16 protein-coding genes are annotated in these 16,535 nt (G+C 65.3%); 5 read left to right on the forward strand and 11 right to left on the reverse strand.

What is annotated here, in order from left to right; translation table 11 throughout:
* Positions 1 to 62: 62 nt before the first annotated feature.
* Complete coding sequence (locus tag KF719_RS10850; protein ID WP_293508733.1) at positions 63 to 2,417, forward strand: MMPL family transporter; 2,355 nt, start codon at positions 63 to 65, stop codon at positions 2,415 to 2,417.
* A gap of 81 nt (positions 2,418 to 2,498) precedes the next feature.
* On the opposite strand, the gene KF719_RS10855 is transcribed toward KF719_RS10850, so the two are convergent.
* The 7 genes from KF719_RS10855 to KF719_RS10885 form a co-directional block, all read right to left on the reverse strand.
* Positions 2,499 to 3,752 carry a cytochrome P450 gene (locus KF719_RS10855; RefSeq protein ID WP_293508734.1) on the reverse strand — a complete coding sequence of 418 codons (1,254 nt, stop codon included), beginning with the start codon at positions 3,750 to 3,752 and terminating at the stop codon, positions 2,499 to 2,501.
* Between the two features lie 61 nt (positions 3,753 to 3,813).
* Positions 3,814 to 4,455 (reverse strand): HAD-IA family hydrolase, encoded by a 642-nt coding sequence (locus KF719_RS10860; RefSeq protein WP_293508735.1) that lies wholly within the window; start codon positions 4,453 to 4,455, stop codon positions 3,814 to 3,816.
* Positions 4,456 to 4,521: 66 nt separating this feature from the next.
* Positions 4,522 to 5,451 carry an SPOR domain-containing protein gene (locus KF719_RS10865; RefSeq protein ID WP_293508736.1) on the reverse strand — a complete coding sequence of 310 codons (930 nt, stop codon included), beginning with the start codon at positions 5,449 to 5,451 and terminating at the stop codon, positions 4,522 to 4,524.
* Positions 5,451 to 6,146 (reverse strand): ParA family protein, encoded by a 696-nt coding sequence (locus tag KF719_RS10870; RefSeq protein WP_293508737.1) that lies wholly within the window; start codon positions 6,144 to 6,146, stop codon positions 5,451 to 5,453. Before KF719_RS10870 ends, KF719_RS10865 begins: the two co-directional genes overlap by 1 nt.
* Positions 6,147 to 6,389: 243 nt before the next feature.
* Positions 6,390 to 7,691, reverse strand: coding sequence for an adenosylmethionine--8-amino-7-oxononanoate transaminase (locus KF719_RS10875; RefSeq protein ID WP_293508738.1), 1,302 nt, complete (start codon positions 7,689 to 7,691; stop codon positions 6,390 to 6,392).
* Between the two features lie 11 nt (positions 7,692 to 7,702).
* Positions 7,703 to 8,740: a biotin synthase BioB gene (gene bioB / locus KF719_RS10880; RefSeq protein ID WP_293508739.1), complete on the reverse strand. Its 1,038-nt coding sequence runs from the start codon at positions 8,738 to 8,740 to the stop codon at positions 7,703 to 7,705.
* An 83-nt stretch (positions 8,741 to 8,823) separates the two neighbouring features.
* A complete protein-coding gene (locus tag KF719_RS10885) occupies positions 8,824 to 9,483 on the reverse strand; it encodes a Fe2+-dependent dioxygenase (protein WP_293508740.1) in 660 nt (219 codons plus the stop codon).
* Positions 9,484 to 9,581: 98 nt separating this feature from the next.
* Here KF719_RS10885 and KF719_RS10890 point away from each other — a divergent pair, with 98 nt between their 5' ends.
* From KF719_RS10890 to bioD, 3 genes are all read left to right on the forward strand, one after another.
* Positions 9,582 to 10,418: a hypothetical protein gene (locus tag KF719_RS10890; protein WP_293508741.1), complete on the forward strand. Its 837-nt coding sequence runs from the start codon at positions 9,582 to 9,584 to the stop codon at positions 10,416 to 10,418.
* Positions 10,419 to 10,489: 71 nt separating this feature from the next.
* The gene (gene bioF / locus KF719_RS10895) at positions 10,490 to 11,662 is read left to right on the forward strand and encodes an 8-amino-7-oxononanoate synthase (protein WP_293508742.1); all 1,173 of its coding nucleotides are present in this window, start codon (positions 10,490 to 10,492) and stop codon (positions 11,660 to 11,662) included.
* A 180-nt stretch (positions 11,663 to 11,842) separates the two neighbouring features.
* Positions 11,843 to 12,490: a dethiobiotin synthase gene (gene bioD / locus KF719_RS10900; RefSeq protein WP_293508743.1), complete on the forward strand. Its 648-nt coding sequence runs from the start codon at positions 11,843 to 11,845 to the stop codon at positions 12,488 to 12,490.
* Positions 12,491 to 12,513: 23 nt separating this feature from the next.
* Here bioD and KF719_RS10905 read toward each other — a convergent pair whose 3' ends face one another.
* The 4 genes from KF719_RS10905 to KF719_RS18135 all read right to left on the reverse strand — a co-directional run bounded on the left by KF719_RS10905 (position 12,514) and on the right by KF719_RS18135 (position 15,051).
* Complete coding sequence (locus tag KF719_RS10905) at positions 12,514 to 12,690, reverse strand: Thivi_2564 family membrane protein (protein ID WP_293508744.1); 177 nt, start codon at positions 12,688 to 12,690, stop codon at positions 12,514 to 12,516.
* Positions 12,691 to 12,793: 103 nt separating this feature from the next.
* Positions 12,794 to 12,973: a PLDc N-terminal domain-containing protein gene (locus KF719_RS10910; protein WP_293508745.1), complete on the reverse strand. Its 180-nt coding sequence runs from the start codon at positions 12,971 to 12,973 to the stop codon at positions 12,794 to 12,796.
* Positions 12,974 to 13,042: 69 nt separating this feature from the next.
* Positions 13,043 to 13,558 carry a methylated-DNA--[protein]-cysteine S-methyltransferase gene (locus tag KF719_RS10915; protein WP_293508746.1) on the reverse strand — a complete coding sequence of 172 codons (516 nt, stop codon included), beginning with the start codon at positions 13,556 to 13,558 and terminating at the stop codon, positions 13,043 to 13,045.
* Positions 13,559 to 13,569: 11 nt separating this feature from the next.
* Positions 13,570 to 15,051: an AlkA N-terminal domain-containing protein gene (locus tag KF719_RS18135; protein ID WP_363318014.1), complete on the reverse strand. Its 1,482-nt coding sequence runs from the start codon at positions 15,049 to 15,051 to the stop codon at positions 13,570 to 13,572.
* 132 nt (positions 15,052 to 15,183) lie between these two features.
* Between KF719_RS18135 and KF719_RS10930 the strand changes: the two genes are divergently transcribed.
* A complete protein-coding gene (locus tag KF719_RS10930; protein WP_293508747.1) occupies positions 15,184 to 16,518 on the forward strand; it encodes an MFS transporter in 1,335 nt (444 codons plus the stop codon).
* Positions 16,519 to 16,535: the final 17 nt, after the last annotated feature.

Below are 16,535 nucleotides of genomic sequence, written 5' to 3' on the forward strand. Positions count from 1 at the left end.
TTGCAACGACGCCGTCGGCCGCAATGCGCGGTCCGCGGCAAGGGGAGCGATGGGTAAAGTCCATGATTAAGTTACTTGAGAATGTCGTCTTCGGCCTGCGTTTCATCATTCTGGCCGGGCTTCTCGGATTTACGGTCGTGACGGGCTTCTATGCGACGCAACTGCGCATGGATGCCGGCTTCGACAAGCAGCTCCCCATCGGCCACGAATACATCCAGACCTTCCAGGAATATCGCGAGCAGCTTTTCGGCTCCAACCGCATCATCGTGGTGATGGAGGCCAATCAGGGCACGATCTGGACCAAGGAATTTTTCAAGGTCTACAAGGATCTGACCGACGACATCTTCTTCCTGCCCGGCGTGGCGCGCCACACCGTGACCTCGCTCTGGACGCCCAATACCCGCTACATCGAAATTACCGAGGAAGGCATTAGCGCCGACGACGTCATTTCCGGCAAGGTCACCGCCGATTCGATGACCGAGCAGAACCTGATGAACATCCAGAACAACGTCATTCGCGGCGGCTTTGTCGGCCGTCTCGTCGCCGACGATTTCCATTCCGCGATGGTTGTTGCCGAGCTGCAGGACTACGACCCCTCGACGCAGGCGCGTCTCGATTACTTCGATCTCGCCGCCAAGCTCGAAGCCCAGATCCGCCAGAAATACGAAGACGAAGACCACACCATCCGCATCATCGGCTTTGCCAAGCTGATCGGCGACATCGCCGACGGCGCCGGCACCGTCGTGGTGTTCTTTTTCGTCGCCTTCGTGCTGACGGCGCTGGCCGTTTATCTCTATTCCCGCTCGGTGCTGCTCACCGGCGCGACGCTTTTCGCCTCGCTGACCTCGGTCGTCTGGCAATTCGGCCTGCTGAATTTCCTCGGCTACGGCCTCGATCCGCTGGCGGTGCTGGTGCCGTTCCTGGTCTTTGCCATCGGCGTCAGTCACGGCGTGCAGCAGATCAACGTCGTCACCGCCGAAATCAGTAATGGCGCCGATGCCGAAACCGCCGCGCGCACTGCTTTCTCGCGGCTCTTCATTCCGGGCTCGATGGCGCTGATCACGACGCTGGTCAGTTTCGCGACGCTTTACCTGATCCCGGTGCCGATGATCCGCGAACTGGCGATCACGGCCTCGATCGGCGTTATCCTGAAAGTTGCGACCAACCTCGTGATGCTGCCGCTGCTGGTCAGCTATCTGAAGTTCGACGACAATTTCGTTCACCGCGTCCAGCGCTCGCGCGCCGTGCGCCTGAAAATCATGACCTCGCTGGGCTTCGTCGCCAATCGCAAGGTGGCGCCGCTGCTGCTCGCCGGCGCGACCGTGCTCTTTGTGATCGCCGTCAGCCAGGCGATGAACCGTCATGTCGGCGCGCTTCACGCCGGTGCCCCGGAGCTTCGCCCCGACGCGCGCTACAATGTCGACTCGACCGAGATCGCCAACTCCTATGCACTCGGCCTCAACGTGCTGATCGCCGTTGTCGAGACGCCGCCGGATGCTTGCGTGCAATACCCCTACGTCGAGTTCCTCAACCGCTTCTCCTGGCACATGCAGAACGTGCCCGATATCACGCTTGTCGTATCGCTGCCTTTCGCGATCAAGGGATCGGCCGCCGGTTGGAACGAAGGCAACCTGAAGTGGAAGGACATTCCGCGCAACCGGCCGGCGCTGGCGCAGGCCTCGAACACGGTGCCGGGCGCCTCCGCGCTTTATAATCAGACCTGCACGATCCTGCCGCACTACTTCTATCTGCGCGACTCCAAGGCGACGACGATCAAGGCCGCGATCGCCGCCATCGAGCAGTTCCGCAACACCCATGAGATGGAAGGCGTCACGATCCGTCTCGCCTCCGGCAACATGGGCGTGCAGGCGGCCGTCAACCAGGAGATCACCGAAACCGAACTGCCGATGATCATGTGGGTCTACGCGGTCATCATCGCGCTGGTGGCGCTGACCTATCGCGACTGGCGCGCCGTCATCGCGTGTTGTCTGCCGCTGACCTTCGGCACCTTCTTCGGCTACTGGTTCATGGAGATGCTGCAGATCGGCCTCACCGTCGCCACGCTGCCGGTGATGGTGCTCGCGGTGGGCATCGGCGTCGACTACGCCTACTACATCTACAACCGCGTGCCCTACTACCTGGGCGAAGGCCTCAACATCTCCGACGCTTTCCGCCAGTCGCTGCTGGAAGCCGGCATGGCGACCTTCTTCACCGCGCTGACGCTGGCGGTGGGCGTGTCGACATGGGCCTTCTCGGACCTGAAATTCCAGGCCGACATGGGCTTGCTGCTCTCCTTCATGTTCATGGTCAACATGGTCATGGCGGTGACCGTGCTGCCGGCGCTTGCGGTGACGCTGGAAATGCTGTTCCCGCGCTCGCGGCCCGTCGCGAAAATGAAGAATGCGCCGGTTCACTGAACCGCGCGGGCCTGAAACGGCCTGAAAATAGAAAGAGCCGCCGGGCGACCGGCGGCTCTTTTTGTTTGCAAGGTTCCGGCGTCAGCGTTCGGGCGTGTAGCGGACCGGCATTTCCTTGATGCCCGAAATGAAATTCGAACGCAGCCGGCGAACCGGCCCCGAGACATGGATGTCGGGGAAGCGCTTCAGCAACTCCTCGAACAGAACCTTGAGCTGCAATTCGGCGAGCCGCGAACCGAGACAGAAATGCTGGCCGGCGCCGAAGCCGAGCTGCATCGGCACATCGGGCTTCGTGTAGCGCGTCACGTCGAAGCGGTAGGGATCGTCGAAGGCTTCCTCGTCGCGATTGGCGGACGCATACCACATCACCACCTTGTCGCCCTTCCTGATCCGCTGTCCGCGAATTTCGGTGTCCGCGGTCGCGGTGCGCCGCATATGCAGGACGGGGCTCACCCAGCGCACGATTTCCTGCACCGCGCTCGGGATCAGCGACGGGTCGTCGAGAAGCTTCTGCCGCTCTTGCGGGTTTTGCGACAAGGCCAGCAGCCCGCCCGAAATCGAATTGCGCGTCGTCTCGTTGCCGGCGACGACCAGCAGAATGAAGGTGCCGATATAGGTCGGGAAATTCATCGCCTCGCCGCCCGGCTTCGAATGCGCCAGCATCGAGATCAGGTCCTCGCCCGGCTTTTCAAGACGCTGCTGCCAGAGCCCGGCCGCATAGCCCGCCATTTCGAGCACGCATTGGCGCATATATTCGTCGGAGACCCGAAGTTCGGGGTCGTCCTCGCCGACGGTCGCATTCGACCATTCGAAGAGCTTCGCGCCGTCGCTTTGCGGCACGCCGAAAAGTTCGGCCAGCACCTCGATGGGGAGCGCGGCTGCGACCGCCGAGATGAATTCGGCCTCGCCGGTCTTCGGCAGATTGTCGAGCAGGCGCGTCACGCGTTCGCGAATGCGGTCTTCCATGCCGGTGATGCGTTTGGGCACGAAGCCCGGCGTCACCATGCGCCGGTAGCCGGCATGTTCCGGCGGGTCCATCGAAATCATCGAGGCGTCGGTTTCGTTGCCGTCGATATCGTTCTCGTTGAAAATCCGGTGCCCGCCATTCGCCTTGGCCGAGGAAAAGAGCTTCGGGTTTTTCGAGATCGCCTCGATATCGGCGTAGCGCGTGATGCCCCAGAAGCCCGACGCATCCGCTTCCGGGTTCCAGTACACGGGCTCTTGCGCGCGCAATTTGCGAAACACCTCGTGATGGTCGTCGCGCATATAGAGATCGGGGTCTTTCAGATCCGGCTTGCCGCCGAGATCGATCGCCTGCGCCTTGGGCCTGAGCATGGCTTCTCCTCCCGTTGTTCTTTTCGGGAAGCTTAGGCTTCTTTGGCGCGACCGCTCAAGCTCAGGCGACCGGAAAACCGACCGCGGCCTCGAGTTCCTTCAGCGCCTGTTCGGGCGTCACGACCTTGATCGTCGTCATGCCGAGCGCCCTTGCGGGCTTCAGGTTGATACCGAGATCGTCGAGATAGACGCTTGCCGCAGCGGAAACGCCGAGCGCCTCGCAGGCCATTTCGTAGATGCGCGGATCGGGCTTGCGGATGCCGACCTTCGAGCTTTCGATCACATGGTCGAACAGCGACATGACGCCTTGCACGGCGGCGGCCTTGTCGTGGCTGCGCGCCATGCCGGCGCCCTCGCCCGCCGAAACATTGTTGGTGATGCAGCCGACTTTCGCCCGCGCCTTGCAGCGCTTCAGCGCCTCGACCATTTCAGGCCGGATGTCGCCCGACAGAAGTTCGATGATGTCGCGGCCCGGCACCTGGTGACCGAGCACCTCGGCCTCCGCCGCGAACAGGCGGTCGAATTCGTCGAGCGTGCATTCGCTGCGCTCGAACAACGCCCAGGCATTGCTGTCGGGATTGGTTGCGTTGATCGAACGGATGAGATCCTTCGGCAGTCCGCGCTCGCGCTCGTAGCGCGCGAAGGCCTCGAACGGGCTCGTCGTCAGCACGCCCCCGAAATCCCAGATCACTGCCTCGACCATCTCGTTCCCGCCTTTCCAGATTGCGTTTGGCGGGAACCTACATGGGCCGGGCGGTAACGGAAAGCCTCAGCGCGCGCGAACGAGACAGTCCTGACCGGCGGCCTTGAGCTTGCCGCAGGCCGTGGTCGCCGCCGCCTTGCTGTCGAAACCGGCGGCGCGGACACGATAGAAAATACCCTTGTCGCCGAGATCGGCGCGTTCCACGTCGAGCGCGTGGCCGCCGAGAATGGCACTGTGCTTGTCCTGCAGGGCCTTGTAGGCGGGGCCTGCCGCCGCTTCCTCGCGCACCGCCGCCAACTGCACCACGAAGGTGCCGCCGGTGGCGGGTGCTGTCGCGGTTGTGGCGGGTGCTGTCGCGGTTGCGGCGGGCGCAGGCGTTGCGGGGGCGGGCGCCGGTTCCGGCACAAGCGCTTCGGGCGCGGCTTCGGCTTCGGCGGTTTCGATTTCCGGTGTTGCGGCCTCGGGCGCGGTGGCTTCCGCTTCGGTCGCCGGTGCCGCCTCTTCGGGCGCGGCGGCGACTTCGGGCTCGGGTTCCGGCGTGGGCGCCGGCGCGGCGGCCTGCATCGTTTCGGACGGCGCCGGCTCCGACGGCGTTGCGGCGGGCGGGGCAATGATTTCGGACGAAAGCGGCGCCACGTCGCCGCCATCGTTGAGCGACATCGCAACGATGACGCCGCCAAGCAGCGCCAGGCCGATAAAGGCGCCGGCGATCAGCCGCGTCCGGCTGCCGGTGTCGTAATCCTCCGGCGTGTAGATGATTTCGGGCTCGGGCGGGCGGGGCCGCTCCTCCTCGTCCATTCCGTGCATCTCCGGCCTCTCCGTGACGGGGCGGGCATAAAGCCCCTGGGACGGGCCCTCCGAACGGCCGATACCGCTGAAGTCCGGCTGCCGGCCGCCGGTGAGCGTGACGCGCGACGCCGGGTCGGCCGAGGAAGGCTCCGCCTCACCCTTGCGCGCCAGCAGGTCACTCGTCAATGAGGCAGGTTTCTTCGACATCAGGCGGCACCCCGGAGATCGCGCGCGCCGTGGCTGCCGGTCAGAAAGCTGGCGGTGGCGAGCGGCGCGGTTTCGCGGCCTTTCAGCCGGTCGTCGAGGAACCGCCAAAGCTCGCCGACCTCTTCGGGCGATTTGGTCTGGGACGAGATTTCCATGACGGTGCGGCCGTCGATCATGCTGGAGGCGAAGTCGATGCGCTGATGCAGGATCGAGGGCGCGACCGGGCCGTGCTGGGAAAGCGCGATGACGGCCTCGGTGGTGATGCGGGCCCGGGGGCTGGCGCCATTGACCGCGAAAACCAGCGGCTTGCCGACTTCCTCGCAAAGCCGGACCGTCGCCCCGGCGGCCCTGAGGTCGTGGGGGCTGGGGCGCGTCGGGATGACGACGAGATCGGCAAGGCCGATCACATGGCCGATGGTTGCGGTGATGGCGGGCGGCGTGTCGATGATGACGAGGCGGACGCCGCCATCCTTCAGCGTCGCAAGGTCCGCTTCGAGCCCGGCACTGGAGGCGCGGGCGAAAAAGGGCCGCTCCGCCTCGCGCGCATTCCACCATTGCGACAGGCTGCCTTGCGGATCGGTGTCGATCAGCGCCACGGGCCCCGCGCCCTGGCGTTCGGCTTCGACCGCGATATGGCCGGCAAGTGTCGTCTTGCCGGAGCCGCCTTTTTGCGAGGCGAATGCGATGACGTGCATGGCTTTCGTATTCCCGGTGCCCGACCGCGCCGGGATGTGGCGCGGTTCTGAAGAACATAACGCTGCCGCCGCGGTCCTTTGCGCTGGCGCGCGCCGGAACCCACCGTCACGGTTGTGAACGAATATCGAAAAGGCCGAATCAGCCCCCGGTCGAGAGTACCGGTTGACCCATTTCGGCTCAATATATTGAAGTGAAAAAGCGGGTTCACGCTAGAAAATGTGGTTATGCCGCCACAGCGCGCCTCATGCGGCGGCGATTTCTGCCGTCACCTTGAGCATCGCCGCCGTCAGCCGGCCGAGATCCGCCGTGCCGATCGTCAGCGGCGGCGTCGTGTAGACGATATTGCCGAAGGGGCGGATGAAAACCCCCTCCTCGATAAAGCGCCGCTTGATGGCGTTGAGATCGCCCATCCGCTCAAGCTCGATGACGCCGATGGCGCCTTTCACGCGCACATCCCGGACGCCCGGCAGATTGCGGGCCGGCGCCAGCTCGCGCTCAAGCTGGCCGGCGATGGCCGCGACCTGCGCAAGCCGCGGCTCGCGCTCGAAAAGATCGAGCGACGCATTGGCCGCCGCGCAGGCCAGCGCATTGCCGGTATAGGTCGGCCCGTGCATCAGCGCGCGGCCGCCGTCTTCGCCGAGAAACGCCTCGAACACCGGCGCGCGCGCAATCGTTGCCGCCAGCGCCATGGTGCCACCGGTCAGCGCCTTCGACAGCGTCACGATGTCGGGCACGATGCCGGCCGCTTCGCAGGCGAACATCGTGCCGGTGCGCCCGAAGCCGACGAATATCTCGTCATGGATCAGCAGCAGATCGTGTTTGTCGCACAATCTCCGCAACCGGCGCAGCGTTTCGGCGTCGTGAAAGCGCATGCCGCCCGCGCCCTGCACCAGCGGTTCGGTGAGAACGGCGGCGACCCGATGGCCATGCGCGCCGAGAAACGCGTCGAGCGCCGCGGCCTTCTCGTCGTCGGTCGGCAGTTCGGCGATGAGCTGTTCGGCAATCGCGCCCTTGAAAAGCGTGTGCATGCCCTCGTCGGGATCGCAAACCGACATGGTGGCCAGCGTGTCGCCGTGATAGCCGCCCTTGAAGGCCACAAACCGCGTGCGGCCCGTCTTTCCGTTGTTGATCCAGTATTGCACGGCCATCTTCATCGCGATCTCGACCGAGACCGAACCCGATTCCGAAAAGAACACATGGCCGAGATCGCCGGGCAGCAAATCCGAAAGCCGCGTCGCCAGACGGCAGGCCTGTTCATGCGCGAGCCCGCCCAGCATCACATGCGGCATCTTTTGAAGCTGCGCCGTCACGGCTTCGCGAATATGCGGATGATTATAGCCATGCGCCGCCGTCCACCAGGACGATGTGCCGTCGATGAGCTCGCGCCCGTCCGCGAGCGTCAGACGCACGCCTTCGGTCTTGACCACCGGCAGCGCCATCGGCGTCGTCTGCATCTGCGTATAGGGCAGCCACAAATGCGGCGCGCCCTCGACAAGCCATGCCGGCGGATCGTTGACAAGCGGGTTGGCGGGCGGGACGGACAAGGGCGGGGCCGTCACTTCTCCGACGGGCAGCTATGCGCCGGCATCGACTTGATGCCGAGCTTGGCGAAAAGCTTCGCATCCTTGTCGGCTTCGGGGTTCTTCGTCGTCAGAAGTTTTTCGCCGATGAAAATGGAGTTCGCACCGGCGAGGAAACAGAGCGCCTGCGTTTCCTCCGACATGTGCTCGCGCCCCGCCGAGAGGCGCACCACCGATTTCGGCATGGCGATACGCGCCACCGCGATCAGCCGCACGAAATCGATCGGATCGACCTTTTCGCTCATCCCCAGCGGCGTGCCTTCCACCGGCATCAGCATGTTGATCGGCACGCTTTGCGGATGCTCTTCGAGATTGGCGAGCGTCATCAGCATGCCGATACGGTCCGACGGGCTTTCGCCCATGCCGACGATCCCGCCCGAACAGACATTGATGCCCGCATTGCGCACCCGCTCCAGCGTGTCGAGCCGGTCCTGATAGGTCCGTGTACTGATGACTTTCGGATAATATTCTTCCGAGGTGTCGATATTGTGGTTGTAGTAGTCGAGGCCCGATTGCGCGAGACGGTGCACCTGCTGGCCCGACAACATGCCGAGCGTCATGCAGGTTTCCATGCCCATGTCCTTGATGCCCTCGACCATCGCGCAGACCATGTCCATGTCGCGGTCCTTGGGCTCGCGCCACGCCGCACCCATGCAATAGCGCGTCGCACCGGCGTCCTTCGCCCGGCGCGCTTCGGCCAGCACCCGCTCGACTTCCATCAGCTTCGACGCCTTGAGCCCGGTCTCGAACTTGGCGCTTTGCGCGCAATAGCCGCAATCTTCCGGGCAGCCGCCGGTCTTGATCGACAAGAGCGTCGACATCTGCACTTCGTCGGCCTTGAACCAGCGCCGATGGACGAGTTGCGCCTCGAACATCAGGTCGTTGAAGGGCAGGTCGAAAAGCGCCTGTAGCTCTTCGCGCGTCCAGTCGTGACGGGTCTGGTCGGGGTTGGTGCGCGCGGAGAGGGCACCGCCCTGCGGATTTGTTTCGCCGATACGGGTCTGGATCGTCATGGCTCGGCTCCTGCTGCCGGTCGGATATTGCGAGGCAGCATAGGCGGCTCGTCCCGCAATGCAAGATTGGCGGGGTCCGTCCTTCATTCCTCGCCCCAGCGGCGCAGCAGCGCGCCCTGGATCTTCAAAAGCCGGTCCGTCAGCGCCCGGTTTCCGGCTGCCTCGGCCTGACGTAGCGCCAGCGCCACATCGAACAGCGTTTCGCGGTCCTCGGCGCTGCGGACGCGGCTGCGGATCCAGCCGACGGCGGCGCGGCGTTCGCCCTTGGTCACCTCGGCGACCCGGTGCAGCGTCGCCGACGGGTAGAGCACCAGCGCGCCCGCCTCGAGCTTGATCAGGCGCTCGCCCGCCAGTTCCTCGACCACGAGTTCGCCGCCTTCATAGCTCTCCGGCGGCGCGAGAAAGAGCGTGAAGGAAAGGTCGGCGCGGCGGCCCCCAATAAAGGCGTCGTCCACGTGCAGGCCATAGCCCATGCCGGCCGTGTAGCGCGAGAGCAGGGTGCGGATGATGCTGCCCGGCTGTGCGGCGGCGCGGAAGACCTCGTTCTTGAGCAGGCGCTTCTCGATCAGCGCCGTCAGGTCGGCGGCAAGCCCCGAGGGTTTGGCCTGCTCGTTGTTCTTGACGGCGCGGGCAATGCGCCCGGCCGTGCGCGCGCCGCTCTCGAAGGCGTCGGCCTGCGCGTACACGGTATCGGCGAGCCTGAGGTCGGCCGCCGTCAGAATGTTTGCGATCTGGATGAACAAGACGTGGCTTCCATGCGAATGCAAGTCGTTTGCAAAGTAAGGCAATCCACGCTAAAGGTCGAGGCCGCAAGCAGCGAGGACGCGCCATGAAATATCGCATGAAACTATGGACCGGCATCAGCGCCGCCGCCCTCATCGCGGCCTCGAGTGCCGTTGCCGGCAAGACGGGCATTTCCGCCCATGACGGGTCCGGCGATGGCGATTTCCGGATCGCCGCGATGGGCGAGGGGGCAGGCGAAGGACAAGGAGAGGGCGGAGAAGGCGGCGAGGGCGGCGTCGATCCGGCGGCCGCCGCGACGGATCCGGTGGCCTATCTGACGGCGCTCGACATCATCCGTGCGCACTACCTGGCCGGCATCGCCATGCTCGACGTCGAGGGCGGCAGGCGTCCCGCCGGCGAGATGTTCGCGCATCCGATTTCGGAGGTTTACATCGATCTCGAGCCGGTCTTCGAGGCGCGCGGCGTCGCTCTTTTCATGGACGACATGACGGGCGCGGTCGAGCTGGCGCTCGGCGACGCCCCGGTGGCGGATGTCGAGGCAGCGGCGGCGAAAGTGTTGATGGCGCTCGATGCGGCGGCCGAAAAGGCCCCGGCGAGCGACCGGAGCGCCCTGCAGATCGAGGCCGCGCTGACCGCCGGCATGTTCGAGCGCGCGGCGAAACAATATGACGCCGCGACCTCGACGGGCGGCACGGACGAGGCCTGGCTCGACGGCTATGGATTCTGGAAAGTCGCCGAGGCGCGCGCCGCCACGTTGCTGGCCGCGCTCGATGCACGGGACGATGCGGGCGCACTCCAGCAGGAATTGCGCGAGGCGCGCGAGGTTTTCGGCCTCGCCTACAAGGGACCGACGCCGCCGGCGGACGCCGATATCCCTGCGTCCACGCTGCTCGCGGCCAGTTCGCGTATCCTGTTGAAATCGAGCCGCCTCTAGAGCGTTTTCCGACAAAGCACTTGCGCGAGACCGCCGCCACGGCCCATACCTCCCCGGCAAAGGAGAGCGCGATGGCGGGTTCACTGGACGATTTCGCAAGCGGCAAGCTTGCGGCGCTGGAGGCTGTGGCGCTGCGCCGCCGCCTGATCGAGACCGACCGCCGCGAAGGCGTGCGTGCGACGCGGAACGGCCGCGAATTGATTTCCTTCTGCTGCAACGACTATCTCAATCTCTCGCAGCATCCGGAGGTGAAACGCGCCGCCATCGCTGCGACCGAAAAATATGGCGTGGGCGCCGGAGCCTCGCGCCTCGTCTCCGGCAATCATCCGCTTTTCGCCGAACTCGAACGCCGCCTCGCGGAATGGAAGGAAGCGGAGGATTGCGTCGTCTTCGGTTCGGGCTACATGGCCAATCTCGGCATCGTCCCGGCGCTGGTGGGCGCGGGCGATCTCATCCTCGCCGACGAGCTTTCCCATGCCTGCCTGATGTCGGGCGCGAAACTCTCGGGCGCCGAATTTGCGATCTTCCGCCACAACGATCTCGTGCATCTCGATGCCCTGCTCGCCGCGCGGCGCGGAACCGCGAAACATTGCCTGATCCTGACCGACGGCATTTTCAGCATGGATGGCGACGCCGCGCCGGTTGCCGAACTGGCAGCACGCGCCGCACACCACGACGCATGGCTGATGACGGATGACGCGCACGGCATTGGCGTTGTCGGCCGCGACGGGCGCGGTTCGAGTTTCATGGGCGCGGAAAAAGCCGCGGTGCCGCTGCAGATGGGCACGCTGTCGAAGGCCGTCGGTTCCTATGGCGGCTATCTCTGCGCCAGCCGCGCCGTCTGCGACCTGATCCGCACCCGCGCCCGCACGTTGATCTATTCGACCGGCCTGCCGCCCGGCGCGGTCGCCGCTTCGATCGCCGCGCTCGATTTCATTCGCGCGAACCCGGATTATTGCAGGCGTCCGGTCGAGAAGGCGCGCGGCTTTGCCCGCGCGCTGGGTTTGCCCGCGCCCGAAAGCCCCATCGTGCCGCTGATCCTCGGCGACGCGGAGGCGACGCTGGTCGCCTCGGCGCTGCTTGAGGCCGAAGGCTTCCTCGTCACCGGCATCCGCCCGCCCACCGTGCCCGCCGGCACCGCGCGGCTGCGCTTCACTTTCACCGCCGAACATGACGACGCCGACATCGCCCGTCTCGTCGCCCTCGTCCGTGAACGGATTATCCCGCGCAAGGCCGCTGAGTAGGTAAGACAGCGCCCTCCTCACCTCCCCCTCGCGGGGAGGTCGAGAAATTCGCACTTGGCGGATTTTTCGGGTGGGGGGCTACAGCAGTCGATAAAACCGGTTGCATCGGAATTCTTGCGAAGACACCCCCCACCCCAACCCCTCCCCGCGAGGGGGAGGGGCTTCAACGAACGAGCTAACATGACCGCGATCTTCGTCACCTCCTCCGGCACCGAAATCGGCAAGACCTATGTCTCGGCCATGCTGACCCGCGAATTGAAGGCGCGCGCCATCAAGCCGCTGGTCAGCGGTTTCGACGAGGCGACCTTCCCCGAAAGCGACCCGGCGATGCTGCTGGCCGCGATGGGCGAGGACGTGACGTTCGAAAACGCGGCGCTGGTCTCGCGCTGGCGCTTCAAGGCGGCGCTGTCGCCCGACATGGCGGCGAAACGCGAAAACCGGACGATCGATTTCGCGGCACTGGTGGAAGAATGCGTCGACGCCGCGGCAAGGCACGACCCGCTCGTCATCGAAGGTGTCGGCGGATTGATGGTGCCGTTCGACGCCACCCGCACGGTGCTCGACTGGATGAAGGCGCTTGATGCGCGCATGAAAATAGCGCCGCTCCTCGTCGTCGGCGCCTATCTCGGCACGATCAGTCACACGCTGACCACGCTTGCCGTCATGCGCGGCGAAGGTCTGCCACCGCGCGCCATTGTCGTCAGCGAGGCGGCGCCAGGCCCCGTGCCGGTCGAGGAAACGGCCGAAACCATTGCGCGCTTTTCGGGCGGCATACCGGTGCGCGCCCTGTCGCGTGGCCGGACCGTGCCGCTCGCCGACCTCTTCTGAAGGCCGGGCGACGGGTGTCGCCGTCAGCGGACGCCGATGGCGCCGAGAACGCCGAAGAGTTGCAGCAGCCAGACAATGACGACGATCACGACGACGACGTTGAGGATCTGCTTGATCTTCGGATCCATCGGTATGTAGTTGTTGACGAGCCACAACAGCACGCCCACGACGATCAGTGTAATGACAAGATTGAGAAGCATGCGGGGGATTCCTCTTCTGTCTTGTTTCGAACCGGATTGCGATGTTCCGGCTCAAGCAAGGCAGAATGAAGGCCGTGACGCGAAAAATTTGTCCGTGTCTGCCCTATTTTGGGCCAATCAGCGCCCAGAGGATCAATCCGACGATCGGAACGACAATCACGCCGGCGATCCACACCGCCTTCCAGATCGGGTCGGCGCCGCTCTGCGCAATGCGGACGATCGCATAGATGACCGCCACCAGCAGCAATATACCGAAAAAGCCTCCGAAAGGTCCGCCGGGCATCGAGATGTTTCCCTTCACGCGAAATGCAACGGCGACAGCCTAAAGCCTGCCGCCGCACATGCAAACCGCTCAGAGAAGGCGCGGTGCGGAAATTCCCTCGAATTCGAGCAGCCATTTCTTTGTCGGCAAGCCGCCGCCGAAGCCGGTCAGCGATCCGTCGGCGCCGATCACGCGGTGGCAGGGCACGATGACGGGGATTGGATTGCGGCCGTTCGCGAGCCCGACGGCGCGCATGCCTTTCGGATTGCCGATGGCGCGCGCGATCTCGGCATAGGAGCGCGTCTCGCCGAAGGGAATGTCGGCCAGCGCCCGCCACACGCTTTTCTGGAATGGCGTGCCGCTGGCGGCAAGCGTGAGGCCGCTGAAATCCTTCTTCCGCCCCTCGAAATAGAGATCGAGCGCTTTCAGTGCTTTGTCGCGATGCGCCCGCGCCTTCGCGCTGCCCTCGCGCTTCGGGAAGCCCGCATCCTTCTGGTTCGGAAACAGCACCGCCGCAAGGCCGTCGTCGATGGCGGCGATCCGCAGGCGCCCGATCGGCGTGTCGAGTGTCGCGGTGGCGAGCGTGTCGTCGTCCGGAAGTTTCATCGTCCTCACCTCTATAATGTCCACAGCGCCAGCGCCGCATAGCCGCGCCAGGGACGCCAGTCTTGCGAAAGCAGCTCAAGCTCCTTGGTCGTAACGGGTGCGCCGCCGCCGGCCGCTTTCCGCAATCCGAGATCGGAGGCTGGAAAGGCGTCGGGTTCGCCGAGCGCCCGCAGCGCCACATAATGCGCCGTCCATTCGCCGATGCCGGGCAGCGCGGTCAGTTCGGCAATCTTCGCTTCCAGCGTTTCGCGCGGGCCGAAATCGAGCGCGCCGGATGTAACCGCGGCGGCAAGACCTTTCAGCGTCGCAATGCGCCCGCCGGTCAGGCCGAGCCCGGCATAGTCGCCGCGCGCCAGGCGCTGCGGCGCCGGAAAGAAATGCGTGATGCCGTCCACGCCGCTGTCGAAGCGCTCGCCGAACCTTTCCACGATGCGCCCGGCAATCGTCGTCGCGCCCTTCACCGAAATCTGCTGGCCGAGCACCGCGCGGATCGCAAGCTCGAAACCGTCGAACGTGCCCGGCACGCGCAATCCCTTCGCGCGCGTGATGCGCGGGCCGATCAGCAGATCGCCTTCGAAGGCGGCGACGATGGCCGAAGGTTCGGCATCGAGATCGAAAAGCCGCCTGAGCCGCGCCGCGATGCGCCGCATCGGCAGGCCTGTGCCTTTCTCCGCGCCGGCAATCTCAATGCGCGCCTCAAGCGCGTGTCCCTTCGGCGCCGGCGCGACGGACAGCACGCCGCTGACGCCGTCGACCCGGAAACTCCGCGCATAGCGCGCCGCCGTCACCTGTTCGACGCCCGGTATCGCGCGGCCCCCGAGATAGGCGAGCACGCGCTCGAAGTCGAAGGGCGGGCGATAGCCGAGCCGCAGTCGGATCGCGCCGCCCGCCGCCGTCTCGGACGTACGCCGGATTTCGCCCGGCGCAACGCCATAGGCCTGCAGGATCGCATCGTTGAAACGGCGAAGGCTGCGATAGCCTGCCGCATGCGCGACTTGCGCCAGCGGCAGACCCGTATCGGTGATCAATTGCTTGGCGGTGAGCAACCGGCGATTGGCGGCGACCGCCTGCGGCCCGGCGCCGACATGCGCAAGGAACAGCCGCCGCAATTGCCGCTCGCCCATGCCGAGGCGCGCCGCGAGGTCATCGAGCTTGCCGTCGTCGAGCGCGCCTTCCTCGATAAGCCGGAGCGCCCGCGAAACGCTGGCCGCGGTTCCCGCCCAGGCGGGCGTGCCGGGCGCGGCCTCCGGGCGGCAGCGCAGGCAGGAGCGGAAACCGAGCGCCTCTGCCGCCGCCGCGCTGGGCACGAAGCGGCAGTTCTCGCGCTTGGGGACCTGCGCCGGGCAGACCGGGCGGCAATAGATGCCCGTCGTGCGGACACAGACGAAGAAGCGTCCGTCGAAACGCGCATCCTTGGCCGCGATCGCGCGGTAGCAGAGATCGGGGTCGAGGCCCGCGGCGCGGGACGGGGATATGTCGGCGGTCTGTTTCATGGGCAGAGTGTAGGACGGCGCGGGCCGGTCCGCTCGCCAAAATCGGACAGGTCCGTCGGGCGCCACCGAACCGCTTGAGTTCGCCGTTGCCGCTGCTAGTGTCGCCTCAAGAGGGAATTCGGGAGGACGTCAATGACAGATCGTGCCGGCGCCGTTTCGGGCGCCGCGGCCGCCGCTGCGCCGTCGCAGGGGTTTTCGCCCGCCTATCGAAACTATGCGCTTTTCATTCTGATGCTCGGCTATACGGCCAATTACGTGGATCGCCAGATCCTCGCGATCCTGCTCGAACCGATCAAACAGGATCTCGGCGTCAGCGACACGCAGCTCGGCTTTCTGTCCGGCATCACCTTTGCGATCTTCTACGCGACGCTCGGCGTTCCGATCGCCATGCTGGCCGACCGCACCAACCGCCGCAACATCGTCTCGGCGGCCATCGCCATCTTCTCCACCATGACGGTGATGTGCGGTTTCGTGACCAGCTTTGCGCAACTGGCGCTGGCGCGCATCGGCGTCGGCATCGGCGAGGCGGGGTCGAGCCCGCCCTCGCATTCAATGATCTCCGACATGTTCCCGCCCGAGAAGCGCGCCTCCGCCATGGGCATCTATTCGCTCGGCATCAATATCGGCATCCTGATCGGCTTTCTGGTCGGCGGCTGGGTCAGCCAGTGGTATGGCTGGCGCGCGGCTTTCCTCGTTGTCGGCGCGCCGGGCATTCTGATCGCGTTGCTGATCCGCTTCACGTTGAAGGAGCCCCAGCGCGGACACGCCGATGGCACCACCGCACAGGCCGCGGGCGATGCGCCGAAAGTCGGCGAGGTGTTCCGTCTGCTCTGGTCGCAGCGTTCGTTCCGGCATATTTCCTTCGCCTGCGCGCTGGCGGCTTTCGGCGGCTATGCCGGCGTCACCTGGATACCGGCCTTCCTGATGCGCTCCTATCAGATGTCGCCCGGCGAGATCGGCACCTGGCTGGCGCTGATCATCGGTTTTGTCGGCGGCGCCGGCACCTATGCGACCGCATGGGCGGCCGACCGCTACGGCAAGCGCGATGTGCGTTGGAACATGTGGGTCGTGGCAATCGTGATGATGGTCTGCTTCCCGCTTTCGATCGGTCTCTATCTCTCGCCCGACAAATACTGGGCGATGTTCTTCTTCCTCGTGCCGGCCTTCGCGGGCGCCGCCTATATCGGACCGAGCCTCGCAATGACGCAGGGCCTCGTCGTGCTGCGCATGCGCGCCGTCGCCTCGGCCGTGCTCTTCCTGATCCTCAACCTGATCGGCATGGGCCTCGGGCCCCAGGCGGTCGGCCTGATCAGCGATCTCTACGCACCCAGCTTCGGGCAGGAGTCGCTGCGCTATGCGCTGCTCACCGTCATGGTCGTCTGGCCCTGGGCGGCGCTGCATTTCTGGCTCGGCGCATCGTCATTGAAGGAAGACCTCGAAAGGGCGCGCCTTCACGGGCTGAAATAGGACGTCACGTGATTGTC

The sequence above is a fragment of the Parvibaculum sp. genome (genome assembly GCF_019635935.1).
Classification (GTDB): domain Bacteria; phylum Pseudomonadota; class Alphaproteobacteria; order Parvibaculales; family Parvibaculaceae; genus Parvibaculum.